Genomic DNA, 13,019 nt, shown 5'->3' on the forward strand with positions numbered 1-13,019 from the left:
ATTTTAATATCTTGCTGTAATTAAAAAAATATATATATTCCAACTTGAAATATACGTGCGGTAATTAAAAAAACGAAAAGCATAAATATGCATTTTTCTATTTTTCTTCATCTATTTTATTTTCTATTTTTCTTTAAAAAAGGTCGACTTTGGTTGCAGGATATTCAAAATAAGAGGACAATTACAATTATATGATTTAACAAAATGAAAACATAATGAATCAAAAAATAAAACATAATAAGAGTTTATACCGTAATTTAATTTCGTTCGTTTTTTCTCCTACCTAATCCGGTTGCTATTCATCAGAATTGTATTTTACTGTTTTAATAACAAATATTTACTGCAGAGTAACGATTTTCTTTGCCGTATATGCTCCACTACCACCCTGTAGGCCCAGCGTAAACAAGGCTTGCAGACGAGTGCCTATAAATGATACTGATTTATAACGTGGACGGCTGGCGGGAGGTCGAACCATAAGTTTTATCAACTATAGCCCCGTATTTAATGATTAAGTATTCTATTTAAGATGCTTGGCGACTTGCATTTTATGGGATGCTTTGAGGGATTTTTAGGGTATGAAAAGTGTAAAAATAGGTCTGGCCTGGCAAATTCTCATTGCGCTGGTATTAGGTATTTTAGTTGGTGCGATTTTACATAATCAAATTGAATCAAGAGAATGGTTAGTTAGTAATGTTTTAAGTCCGGCGGGCGATATTTTCATCCGCTTAATTAAAATGATTGTTGTACCGATTGTTATTTCAACATTGATTGTCGGTATCGCGGGTGTCGGCGATGCCAAAAAGCTAGGTCGAATCGGTCTGAAAACGATCATTTATTTCGAAGTCATTACCACTGTTGCCATCATTATCGGGATCACCTTGGCGAATGTGTTCCAGCCGGGGCATGGCATCGATATGTCTGCATTGACTGTCGTCGATATCTCTCAGTACGAAAAAACCACTGAGCAAGTACAAAGTGGTAGCCACAGTCTGGTTAGCACCATTTTGTCGCTGATTCCTGCCAACGTCTTTGCCTCAATGGCGAAAGGCGATATGTTACCGATTATCTTCTTCTCAGTATTATTTGGTTTAGGGCTGTCTTCATTGCCAAAAGAAACCAAAGAACCTTTATTGAATGTGTTTAAAGCTGTTTCTGAAAGCATGTTCAAAGTAACTCACATGATTATGCGTTATGCCCCTATCGGGGTGTTTGGCTTGATCTCGGTGACCGTGGCCAATTTTGGTTTTGCTTCCCTTATTCCACTCGCCAAGCTAGTTATTCTGGTTTACGCCGCGATTATTTTCTTTGCCTTAGTGGTTATGGGGATTGTGGCAAGATTATGTAACTTGCGTATTTGGATATTGATTAGAATCCTCAAAGATGAGCTGATCCTGGCGTATTCTACCGCCAGTTCTGAAACGGTATTGCCACGAATCATTGAAAAAATGGAAGCTTATGGTGCGCCTAAAGCGATTACCAGCTTTGTAGTGCCGACAGGCTATTCATTTAATCTTGATGGCTCGACACTATATCAAAGTATTGCGGCCATATTTATTGCCCAGCTATACGGTATTGAACTGTCCATTGGGCAAGAGATTATTTTGGTGCTGACCTTAATGGTTACGTCGAAAGGCATTGCCGGTGTTCCAGGTGTTTCTTTTGTCGTCTTGTTGGCCACATTAGGCAGTGTGGGTATTCCGCTGGAAGGTTTGGCCTTTATTGCGGGGGTTGACCGTATTTTAGATATGGCGCGTACTGCACTGAATGTGGTGGGAAATGCATTGGCGGTATTAGTTATCGCCAAATGGGAACACCAATTTGATCATAAAAAAGCCAAGGCATATGAGAAAGCGTTGTTTGCACCGAAGCAGACCCCCCTTCAAAACTAACTATTAAGTAATTTATCCATCAAAACCCTCTGTTAGAGTGATACTAACAGAGGGTTTCTGTTTATAACTGCCATAAGCAATAAGCGTGAAGATAACTCATAGAGGTTATTAATTTAAGCCCAAGCGATATGACCAGTGGATAAGTTCGGCGACTTTATGCACATCCAGTTTTTTCATCATATTAAGACGATGCGTTTCAACCGTTTTTTGGCTGATCGACAACTGATCGGCAATAATGCGGTTACAAGAACCTTCAGTAATGAGTTTAAGAATCTGCCGCTCGCGTGGTGTTAGAACGGGTTGGTTAGCATCAGTACTTTGAGCCAATTTATTCAGTAGCGCGCTATTAAGAGCAGGATCAATATAGCGTTTACCCGCGGCGACAGTTTGAATCGCAGCCATTAGAATCTGCTGCGGGCTTTTCTTTAGTACATAACCCAGAGCACCATTATTTAATGTTCTGCTGGCATAGTGTTCTTCATGACGAGCAGTCAGTGCCAGAATTTTCATGGTCGGCCAGCGACGAAGAAGCTGAATAATCACATCCAGACCATCCATCCCCGGCAACCCTAAATCGACAATGACAATATCTGGCTCAGTTTGGCGACATAAGTTATAGACATCCAATCCATTCTCCGCCTGACCTACAATTTGATAACGCGGATAGGTAATAAGCATATTTTTTATGCCATTAATAATCAGCTCATGATCGTCAACAATCAATAATTTTGTATTCATAAAGTTATTCCTTTTACCTGATGATTTAAATAGATTTTCATGGACTCCATGGTTTAAATAACCCATGGGTTATCTCGTCTAGGCGAGTGATATCTTGCTGTGTAATAGTTTTCTGAGCCTTGATGGCTATTTCCAGTTGGATAACGGCGTCTTGCAATGCAATCAGCCCTGCTTGTCCAGCGCACCCTTTCAGTGTGTGGAGATGGTCTGATAACGTGGGGATATGAGTCAGAGAGTCTCTAGCTTGTTGCAGTAGCACGTGGAGTGATTGTGATATTTTAAGGCGCAGTGAATCGTCACCTAGATCCCATATTGGTTTGGGCATCGATATTTGAGGGATGAGATTAATCCCACGTTCGAGTTGAAATTGTGCCGCCAGATCGAGGACTTCAGCCAGTTGACTGAATGTCACGGGTTTGGAGAGATGGTGATTCATTCCCGCTTGATGCGCTTTTATTTTTTCATCTGGACCCGCATTTGCACTTAGCGCCGTTATCATGCAGCGATTATCCAGATTAAGGGCATCATTGCGCCAATATCGACTTGTTGTTAGACCATCGATACCCGGCATCCGAATATCCATCAAGACCAGATCAAAACACTGCGTCTGCCCAATATTCAGCGCTATTTGACCACTTTCGGCCAATGTGACCTGATGACCTAACTCCCGCAACATCATGCCAGTAATATCACGATTAGTTTCTGCGTCGTCGACCAATAATATGGACATCTGCCAGGGTTGTAGCGGGAGGTGTTGTTTTATCTCTTGTTGATACGGGGCAGATTGCTCCTGAGCACCCAAATACTTTTTCACCTTGGTATATAAACGACCCGGTAGATAACATAATTCTTTATCAGCTAAAAGTGTCTGCCGCCTATCTAACGATTCATTATTCGGCGGTCGGCAGGTTATGCCCCAGGCAGATAATTGAATATGTAAAGGCCATGGTGCAACACATTCACCTTGAAAAGGTTTTGTCGGTGCTCCCCCAGTAAATGGCAAAATTAATGTGAAACTGCTGCCGTAATTTAGTTTGCTGCACAGGGTAATCGCTCCGCCCATCATTCTTGCCAGATTATCTGCAATCGTGAGCCCCAAACCGGTGCCTTGTCCGTTGTGACAGGTCTGGACAAAGGGGCTGAATATTTCTTGTTGGTGCTGTAAATCAATGCCACAGCCGGTATCTTCAACAGTAAAGTTGAGTTGCTTGTCTTTCTGCTCAACATTAAGGCGAATGTGCCCCTGTTGCGTAAACTTAACGGCATTGCCTAAGAGATTAATTAATATCTGTTTGAGTCGCTGGCTATCCAGTTCAAGTTCCAGTGGTACGTCTGCACTGACATAAGTCGTCAGAATAATGGGCTTATTCAAAACCTGACTGTGGATAGTTAGCATGGCCTGATCCAATAAAGGTAATAGGGCCGTTTTCTCTTGAGCTAATTCTAATTGGCCTGATTCAATGCGCGAGAAATCCAAAAGATTATTGATTATTGCCAGTAAAGAACACGAGCATTGGTGGGCGGTGTCAGCTAGTCGGCTTTGTTTAGATGTTAACGGGGTATTTTGTAATAACTCGATGGCCCCCAGAGCACCATTCAGTGGAGTACGAATTTCATGACTTATTGTTGTCAGATGCTCACTTTTGCGATGATTTGCCTGTTCAGCAGCTTGTTTTGACTGTGCCAACGCCAGTGTGCGTTCTTTTACTTTCATTTCCAGTGTGTCGTACTGTTCATTCAACTTGTCTAGTAAGTTATTGTAAGCACGAGCAATATGCCCTAACTCATCCATGCGTTTAACTGGCAAACGTGGATCCATGGCCTTCGGACCGGTAGCACCAATAATATTGACGAAATTCCATAAGGGAATGGCCAGGTAATAACGCAGTAATAGAGAAAGTATGAGGGTGAGTAACAGTAAAATAGCCAGAGCAAAGGGAAGTTGATGCAATGCGGGCTTTGCTGCTTCCCAAGCAAAACCGACTCGTGGATAAATAACTAATTGTTGCCAACCGGGGCCTTTTAGCTGGGTTCTCAGCACCAGATAATCGGGCGTTTGTTGCCAACCATCATGTAACTCACTATTTTTAAGTTGTTTGAGAATTTCGTATAGCTGACTCGACGGTATATTGGGGGGGGAAAGTGGTAGTAGCTCACCATATTTATCCAGCCATAAATTAATATCTCTTTGTTCTATTGGTCGATTATCTGTAACCAGTTCATTTAGTTTTAATGAGAACCCCGCTAATGAGCCAGATTGGTCGCATGCAGCTACAGAGACATGCCAGCCACTTTGTGGTGTATATGTAGGCATGCCCCAAAAAAAATTATTGTGAGTTGGGAATATAGGGAGTGAAAGTAATTCTTTCCGACGCTGTTTCAAATATTCATTAGAGGTTTCTTGTGGTTTGAAAATAGTAATACCTTCTTTTTCATTAATTGTAAAACTATCAAGGTAATAGGTTTGACCTGAAGTGCCATAAGCTTGTGTTATTCGAAGGTCATGCTTGGATTGTGGTGTATGACAACTTGCTGAGTTAACAAGAATATTGCTATTCATATTATTTTGGAATGGCATGGGTAATTGCCAATTAGCGAGATAATTTACCTGATGGTTGATCAGTGTCGTTGCATCTCGTTCTGCGCCTTCAAATTGATAATTACTTAAATCTGCACGTAATGATGCCATAAGTGTTAATTCATTCACTAATCGCTGACGTGTATCTTCATATGAAAAGAACGCGCTTGTTGCAATTGAAATTAGCCAAATGGCCATCAATGTTATGCCTAATAATAATGTCAATCGAGTGACGAGAGATGATGATTTTTCCATAATGGTCACCTGACTGTTTTTTTTAGTACGCCACAGTTAAAAATTGATATCAACAATTACACTGATTTGATTGCTACTCGTTTTAGATTCATTTAATTCTCAAAAAGGGATAAATCAGGTTTTGGCCTTATAACAAATATTTAAGTACGGATGATAATGAGAATGTGGTATTGCAGGAGTCACCGCCGATGTTAGATATATTAAAAATGCAGCCTTTAATCAGAGACCTTGATTTTTCAGATAAAAATATTATGCGTTTTACTTTAAATGGCGTCCCCGCCAAAGCGATGGATTATTCGCATTCTATTTGTATCGGGCTTGTTTTTATGGAGAAAAAAATGATATCCGATGCTGTTATTCGCTATATCACTCTCATGCTGGTGGCACTTGAAGATACGCAGGATTTTGCTTTACAGCTTACTGATAATTATTGGTGGCTTTGGTGTCGATTTACTACCAATGACAGAGAGACTCTTGACGATGCGCGTCAAAATTTATCAATAAAATTAGAACAAACTTATGCAGTGACTCAACATTTTAATTCATTGGCAACGACCCTCGGCTCCGTCAAAACAAGCGTCTTAGGTGAGAATAGGAAGAACATCAACAAGGTTGCCTTATGGGAAAAATAACCTGTTTAATGTTGTTGATTTTTATGCCACTGGCCTACGGACATACTATTCCGTGGCAAGGTGAACCTTTCTTTCTTTATAGCCGTGGTATTACGGTTGCCAGCTTATTAAAAGATTTGGGCGCGAACTATGGCATCTCAGTGGTTGTCAGCCCTGATATAAATGAAAAATTCAGTGGAAAAATTGTTGATAAAACACCAGAGCAAATATTGTCTGAGTTAGCGGGGTTATACAATATTACGTGGTACTACGATGGCGAGATACTTTATTTCTATAAAACTCAATCGATCAGAAAAGAGTTTATATCACCTAATGGGTTATCGACGACCACGTTAATCAATTATCTGCAGCATAGTGGTGTATTTGCAGGTAAAAATTGTGCAGTAAAAGCGATTTCTCGCTTGGGTACGATTGAAGTTACTGGTGTTCCTATTTGTATTGACCGGGTGACGACACTGAGCAAAATGTTGTCTTCTCAAGTGCGTCAGCAAGGCCAAAATAAAGAAACAGTCAAAGTCTTCCAGCTAAAATATGCTTCAGCAGCCGACTCGAGTTATCAGTATCGCGATCAACTCGTCACTCTTCCAGGGTTGGTGAGCGTATTACGCGAGATGAGTGCGGGGAATAATTTACCTTTGGCTAGCGGAAAAGATCAGGGAGATATTCCTGCTAATACACCGCTTTTCTCTGCTGATCCTCGGCAAAACGCCGTTATTATTCGTGATCGCCAAGTTAATATGCCGCTCTATGGCAGTTTGATTGCACAATTGGATCAGCGTCCAGTCCAAATAGAAATTTCAGTCACTATTATTGATGTTGACGCGGGGGATATTAGCCAACTTGGTATCGATTGGTCTGCCTCCACGTCGATTGGTGGGGCGGGGATCTCATTTAACAGTGGGCCGACTAAAAATAATACCGATGGATTCTCCACAGTGATTGGCGATACCGGGAACTTTATGGTTCGTCTGAGTGCATTACAGAAGAACTCAAGAGCTAGGGTATTATCTCGTCCTTCAGTCGTGACCTTGAATAATATTCAAGCGGTGTTAGATAAAAATGTCACATTTTATACAAAGCTGGAAGGCGACAAGGTCGCTAAGTTGGAGTCAGTTACATCGGGTTCGCTATTGCGAGTCACCCCACGGATGATCAATGCAAATGGTGTAAAAGAAGTCCTACTAAACCTTAATATTCAGGATGGTCAGCAACAGGCTCCGATCAGTAGCAGTGAACCTTTACCCGAAATACAGAATTCAGATATTTCGACCCAAGCGACACTGCGTGTTGGGCAGAGTTTACTGTTAGGTGGCTTCATTCAAGATAAACAAATGGAATCACAAAATAAAATTCCATTATTAGGTGATATTCCTTTATTAGGTGGATTGTTTCGCAGTACCAATAAGCAATCTCACAGTGTTGTCCGGCTGTTTTTAATCAAAGCTGTACCGGTTAACATGGGGGAATAATATGGCAACAGGATTCAAACTTCGTTTGCTAAATGGCGAACTGAATGGGCGTGAATTGAGCTTGTCAGAGGGGGAGTTCACACTTGGGGAGCAGGGATGTGATGTGCTGTTGTCTCTACCTCAGGGGCAAATATTGACCTTGGTCATCGGTGAAAATCAAATAACATTGCGGGTGTCAGGGACGGTCTGGGTTAATGGCTTTCGATATGATGTGCAGCAGTCGATCCCTTTGCGCCAGGTGATTGAAGCCGCGGGATTAGCATTAGTTCTTGGCGAAGAAAAAGATGTGTTGAGTGACATAAAAATACCACCTCGCTCAGGTACACGTTTATTGCTATGGTTGTCAATGGTGACATTTGCACTCTTGTTACTATTATTTATGTCGATATTTTGGTTCACACAACAATCTAACCGATTATTTTCTTACCTTCCCCCCGATATTCCAACGCAATTATCAGCGCAACTGAAGCAACCCGCTTTAGCTGGTGTAAAAGTCAATTGGACAACAGACGGTGGTGTGACTTTGAGTGGTCACTGTGCTTCATCATCAACAGTGATTGAGCTACAAAACTTTCTGGCTCGCAATCAGATTGTATTTCGCAATAAGTTAGTTTGTGATGATCATCTCGCGGCCAGTGTCAGTGATGTCTTGCACCAGTATGGTTATCAAGATATTGAGGTTCGTGCAGGAAAGACCTCAGGAAATGTCATTCTCTATGGTGACATTGAGATGGGCAAACAGTGGTTAAATGTTCAAGATGCGCTGGCAGCGGTGGCTGGATTAAAGGGGTGGTCGGTGGTTAATTCCCATAATGGGCAAGTCCCGCGCTTGGTTGAAAAGTTAAGAGTGCTCGGATTATTAGGCTATCTGAGCATGACACAAAATCAAAAAGAGATTGTGATAAGTGGTCTGTTATCACCGGAACAGCAGCAGCAATTGCGGCAGATGTTAGCCCAGCAGCACTCTAATGAACTGCCTGTGAGGTATCAAAATATCCCGGCCTCAGATCAAACAGCTCAACTTCTTCCTGCTGCCATCGTGAGTTATGGCGGAAATAGCCATGCAAAATTTATCCAACTGGCTAATGGTGTTCGCTTACAACAAGGGTTTGTGTTGGATAATGGTTATAAAGTTATTGATATATCAGAGCAAGGCCTTTCACTATTCAAAGCGAACAACTTGATACAAATACCCATGAATTTTTAATAAAAAGGACTAATTTATGCGGCATATTACAGGATTGGAAGATAGTATTAAAAATAACGCTGCATCAATTCAGGATAGGAAAGCGTTACTCAGAAAGGAAAGATTATTAATTTCACATCAATTGTCTCTACTGCAAACACCGGATAATTACAGATATCTTAATGACATGATGCTGGCATTGAAGAGTGCGGAGAAAATAATAGAGATATTAGGTATTCGTTATGGAAATTAAATATGTTTTTATGTCCATTTTTTAAAACAATCGTGTAAATACAAAAGACAGATAATAATTAATAATTCAAAATTAATTTAAAGGCTCATAAATAGATAAGGAGTTGCTATATGAATGACAATGATCCTATTCAATTAATATTAGGTGATTTGCAATGGCGATATCGAAAATTGCAGTCTGATCTGGATAAACTTAACGATTTTCAAAAGCATATCGAGTTGCTTAAAGAGCGAGCAAATCAGGATGACAAAGCAAGAGAGGCTTTGTCACGACTAGATGCCGCCTTTCCAAATGGCTTTAAACAAGAAAAAGCCAAATTAATGGTCTGTATTTCACAGATGAAAATACAGTTTAAACAAATGGAAACACAACTTATAAATATTAATGTTACAGAGAGTAACTAGTTACATTCTTCCTTAAAGTTCATTTCGCCAGAAATGTAGGAGTATTTATATGTCAACTATTATCAGTATACCTAAACAGCCTTCTACTTATGCGGTTAAATCGTCAAGAAACAATGTTATAAATAATACTGTTCAGAATAAAGTTCATGATGCTACTGATATTTTTAGTATGGGGTTAGAGGTTCTTTATTCTTTTCTCGATGTGCTCTCTAATCTGGCTAGCACTAATTTCAAAGGCATGCAGGCACGTTCAAAATATGCCAATGATACACAGGATATGTCTAATCAGGTCGATAAAATTATTGCGGAAGCAGCAAAGGGAGATGATAAAACCAAAGAGGCCTTACCTGATGCCGTGATCGACTTTATGAAAAAAAACGGTATTAGTGTCGATGGCATGAGTATTGATGACTATTTACAAAAATATGGCCCCGAACTGGACAAAGGACAGCTACAGGCAGTGAAAGCCGCATTAGATAATGAGAAAAATCGGGCCACCGATACCATGAGTCAAGACCAATTGCAGCTACAGAAAGTGATGCAGAATTATAACGTTTGTGCCAATAACATCAGTACATTGCAGTCAGGTTTAAAAGATTTATTGATGACGATTGCCCGCAATCTTTGCTAATCAAGCGGCAATGCTAAGGACGGTACGAGATGAATATTCAGCCGAGCGACGAAGTCATTAATTTTATGCGGCGGGGTGGGTCTTTGCGAATGTTAGCTAAGATGAATCCCCAAGATTTGGCACTGGTTTATGAATATGCGGTGCAATTGTGCCAAGGCGGTGAGTATGACAGTGCTAAACGTTTATTAAATCTATTAATACAACTGGATCATTGGAATTTCTCATATTGGCTGACCTTAGGGCTGTGTTATCAACAAACTGTAGATCTTCATCAGTCAATTTATTGTTTTAGCCGTGCGGGACAAATTCAAATAGATGATCCCCGTCCATCCTGCTTGGCGGGTGAATGCTATCTGGCTTGTGGTAATACGGATTATGCAAAAAAAGCCTTTCGAATGGCATTGAATTGGTGCAATTCACATCCTGAATGGGTTGAAGTACAACAGCAAGCTGAACGTGGGCTAGCGGCCCTCTTACTGGAGGTACAACATGTCTGATGGCTTAGGGATTAAAACGACAGTTTTGAGTGACTGGCCAACAGTACAGACCAGCAAAACATCCCATTTATCTGCGGCAAAAATGCCAGATTGGCGAGGGATCGCCGGCCTTCCGCCCACGGTAGACAGCCATATCAACTCACCCAGAGTGACGCAGCAAGATGCACAAGGTGCACTCGATCGTTTGCTAACGTCTTTACCGCATAGCACGTCAAAAGGGGAGAACCGTAGCCATTTATCCCTAGATCGACTGGGTAGCACTGATATGCAACTTATTATGTCGATGGCGGGTAATCTGAGCCTTGGGGTGTTCTCTGATTTGTGTCAGTCAATTGGCAAGCAGATGGAACGGGCAACCGATGTTCAGGCTTTTCTGCGCGACAAGCGCGTTGCTGAATATCAGCAACAGATTGATAAAGCGGTTGAACAAGCAGATAAAGCCAAAAAGGCAGGGATTTTCAATGCAGTATTGGATTGGGTTATCGGTGCGGTTGAGGTGGTCTATGGTGCATTTAAGGTTGCTGAAGGCGTATTAACCGGAGACCCTGTAGCCATGGCTTCTGGCGTTGCTTATTTGGCGGCAGGCACGGCAGGTTTAGTTAAAGCGGCGGCGGAGACCGCGATGTTATTGGGCGCATCTAAGGATAAATGTCAGCAAGTTATTGATGTGGCTTCTAAAGTTCAACTGTCTTTTGAGTGCTTTGCCATGGCAGTTGATCTGTTCCAGGCTGCTCGTGCGATCAATGCTGCTCGTGCTGTGTCTAAAGGGGCTGGCGATGTAATCAAAGCTGGGGGCGGCGAAGCGTTGACGGATGTGGTCAAGCGGGGGGCTAGCGGGGAAATTGAGCAGTTAGCGGGGCAATTTGGTAAGGATGTCAGCAAGCAAGTCAGTCGCGATATCACCATGAAAGCGATGGAAATAGAAATGGTTGAGGCTTGTGATATGGCGTCAGCTGCCGCTAAACAGGCGATAAAGGCGGAGATGACGTTGGTCAGTAATATCACCAAGTCTTTTACCCATGCGGGAATAGAACAAATGGTCTCTGGTGTGACAAAAAACTTACTTCAGGAGGCGATTAAAAAAGGTGTCACGCTCACGACAGAAGAATTGAGCCGGCAATGTGTCAAAGCCATCATGAAGAAGTCTATCAAGACTATTTTAAAAGATCTGTGTACTTCACCATTACTGATTATGCAAAAATGCAGCAGTGCCGCAGTTCAAATTAATAATGGTCAACTGGCCGTGCAATCGGCTGGTTTGAAAAAAGAGATTGAGAAATTAATTCTTGATCAGGACTTCACTCAATTCATGGATGAATGGGTTGAAAGAAATAAGCAGCATCAGTTGAAACAGCTCAAAGAAACATCTCAGGATGCACAGGAACTATTGACTAAATTAAACGATAACATCCATCAGACCGGAATGTTACAGGTGAAAATTGCCGGTTCATTAGTATAGCGAGGTTATTATGAGTACATCTATCAGCCATAATATAGCAATATCAACACAAGATGCGATCACCCTAGAAGAGAAAAATGGAGCAGGGAATAATATTGAAAATATAATGTCTGATTTGTCAGATATTATATTTCAAATGAGCATACTGTTTAAAAAAATGCGTGACTTACTCAATACCTATAATCAGAAGCAACAAATATTAGGTTGGAATATCCAAGTCAGTTCCATGAGCAATAAACGAGAGGCGATCGATAAAACAGCCTCGGGGGCTGTTGCCAGTGGTGTTTGCTCTATCCTTTCAGGTGCCGTCAGTGGTATAGGGGCGTTAGGTAGTATTAAGTTTGGTGATATCGCATCACATGGTAGTTCCGCTCTTGGGCAACTGGGGACGGGGAGCGGTAAATTGGTTGAGGGGGATATGGCGCGAAGTTCGGATTTGCTTCGTATGACCAGTGATCTGCAAAGCCATAGTGCACAATCTTATAATAAAAATATGAGTGAGTTATTGGATAAGGTCAATGAAGCGCGACAAAATATGAAAGATTTGGGTAATACCATCAATAATATGATGGGCCAAATCTCCATGGCTGTGAAATTATGATATATGAATGATCCTGCTATCAACGTCGCGCAGTATCTTATTCAGCAAGGGTATATGGTTAAAACTGCCTATTTTGAAAGGAGCCAAGTCAAAGTAGGTAGTGAAGTTTTTCTATATGGTTATCGCATTATTTATCGTGTTGAAAATAATGATTTTATAATTTGTTTATTGGAACGAAATGATAGTGATGGAGTATCTAGTCATTTTTTAAAGTTATTTAATTTTTTATACCTCTTGGGAAAGGATATTCCTGAACTATCAATAGTCAGAATGATGATTGTTGATAATATTGCTAACCCAGCGTTGCAAAAGATGCGGCGTCGGCTAATTAAAATACTTATCGCAAAAGGGGCATTCAACAGAAATATTGAAGGTGATGACTGGCTGTTATTTGATGTTAGTTCTGAGAAGCTAATGAAGGTGTAAA

At 41.1% G+C, this 13,019-nt stretch carries 13 protein-coding genes; 11 read left to right on the plus strand and 2 right to left on the minus strand.

Annotated features, from left to right (window positions below; translation table 11 throughout):
- The first annotated feature begins 575 nt into the window (after positions 1-575).
- Positions 576-1,889 carry a glutamate/aspartate:proton symporter GltP gene (gene gltP, locus HUZ92_RS17690; protein WP_050099630.1) on the plus strand — a complete coding sequence of 438 codons (1,314 nt, stop codon included), beginning with the start codon at positions 576-578 and terminating at the stop codon, positions 1,887-1,889.
- A gap of 108 nt (positions 1,890-1,997) precedes the next feature.
- Here the strand turns inward: gltP and HUZ92_RS17695 are convergent, their stop codons facing one another.
- Entirely contained in the window at positions 1,998-2,627 is a 630-nt protein-coding gene (locus tag HUZ92_RS17695) for a two component system response regulator (RefSeq protein WP_050099631.1), read from the minus strand.
- A gap of 37 nt (positions 2,628-2,664) precedes the next feature.
- Positions 2,665-5,460, minus strand: a complete 2,796-nt coding sequence (locus tag HUZ92_RS17700) for a hybrid sensor histidine kinase/response regulator (protein WP_050099632.1) — start codon at positions 5,458-5,460, stop codon at positions 2,665-2,667.
- Between the two features lie 188 nt (positions 5,461-5,648).
- Between HUZ92_RS17700 and HUZ92_RS17705 the strand changes: the two genes are divergently transcribed.
- From HUZ92_RS17705 to sseE, 10 genes are all read left to right on the plus strand, one after another.
- Entirely contained in the window at positions 5,649-6,092 is a 444-nt protein-coding gene (locus HUZ92_RS17705; RefSeq protein ID WP_050099633.1) for a hypothetical protein, read from the plus strand.
- Positions 6,080-7,561 carry an EscC/YscC/HrcC family type III secretion system outer membrane ring protein gene (locus tag HUZ92_RS17710; protein WP_050099634.1) on the plus strand — a complete coding sequence of 494 codons (1,482 nt, stop codon included), beginning with the start codon at positions 6,080-6,082 and terminating at the stop codon, positions 7,559-7,561. Before HUZ92_RS17705 ends, HUZ92_RS17710 begins: the two co-directional genes overlap by 13 nt.
- Before the next feature lies 1 nt (position 7,562).
- Positions 7,563-8,768 carry a type III secretion system inner membrane ring subunit SctD gene (sctD, locus tag HUZ92_RS17715; protein ID WP_145579425.1) on the plus strand — a complete coding sequence of 402 codons (1,206 nt, stop codon included), beginning with the start codon at positions 7,563-7,565 and terminating at the stop codon, positions 8,766-8,768.
- Positions 8,769-8,784: 16 nt separating this feature from the next.
- Positions 8,785-9,000: an EscE/YscE/SsaE family type III secretion system needle protein co-chaperone gene (locus tag HUZ92_RS17720; RefSeq protein ID WP_050141150.1), complete on the plus strand. Its 216-nt coding sequence runs from the start codon at positions 8,785-8,787 to the stop codon at positions 8,998-9,000.
- Between the two features lie 110 nt (positions 9,001-9,110).
- On the plus strand, positions 9,111-9,404 hold the full coding sequence (locus HUZ92_RS17725) for a chromosome partitioning protein ParA (RefSeq protein ID WP_050141151.1): 294 nt from the start codon (positions 9,111-9,113) through the stop codon (positions 9,402-9,404).
- Between the two features lie 49 nt (positions 9,405-9,453).
- Positions 9,454-10,035, plus strand: a complete 582-nt coding sequence (gene sseB / locus HUZ92_RS17730) for a type III secretion system translocon protein SseB (RefSeq protein WP_050099638.1) — start codon at positions 9,454-9,456, stop codon at positions 10,033-10,035.
- 29 nt (positions 10,036-10,064) lie between these two features.
- The gene (locus tag HUZ92_RS17735) at positions 10,065-10,532 is read left to right on the plus strand and encodes a SycD/LcrH family type III secretion system chaperone (RefSeq protein WP_050099639.1); all 468 of its coding nucleotides are present in this window, start codon (positions 10,065-10,067) and stop codon (positions 10,530-10,532) included.
- Complete coding sequence (gene sctE / locus HUZ92_RS17740) at positions 10,525-11,991, plus strand: type III secretion system translocon subunit SctE (RefSeq protein WP_145579427.1); 1,467 nt, start codon at positions 10,525-10,527, stop codon at positions 11,989-11,991. Before HUZ92_RS17735 ends, sctE begins: the two co-directional genes overlap by 8 nt.
- 10 nt (positions 11,992-12,001) lie before the next feature.
- Positions 12,002-12,592 carry a type III secretion system translocon protein SseD gene (gene sseD / locus HUZ92_RS17745; RefSeq protein ID WP_050099641.1) on the plus strand — a complete coding sequence of 197 codons (591 nt, stop codon included), beginning with the start codon at positions 12,002-12,004 and terminating at the stop codon, positions 12,590-12,592.
- A 3-nt stretch (positions 12,593-12,595) separates the two neighbouring features.
- A complete protein-coding gene (gene sseE / locus HUZ92_RS17750; protein WP_145579429.1) occupies positions 12,596-13,018 on the plus strand; it encodes a type III secretion system effector protein SseE in 423 nt (140 codons plus the stop codon).
- Position 13,019: the final 1 nt, after the last annotated feature.

Origin of the sequence: Yersinia vastinensis (genome assembly GCF_902726565.1) — a bacterium.
GTDB classification, from domain to species: Bacteria; Pseudomonadota; Gammaproteobacteria; order Enterobacterales; family Enterobacteriaceae; genus Yersinia; species Yersinia vastinensis.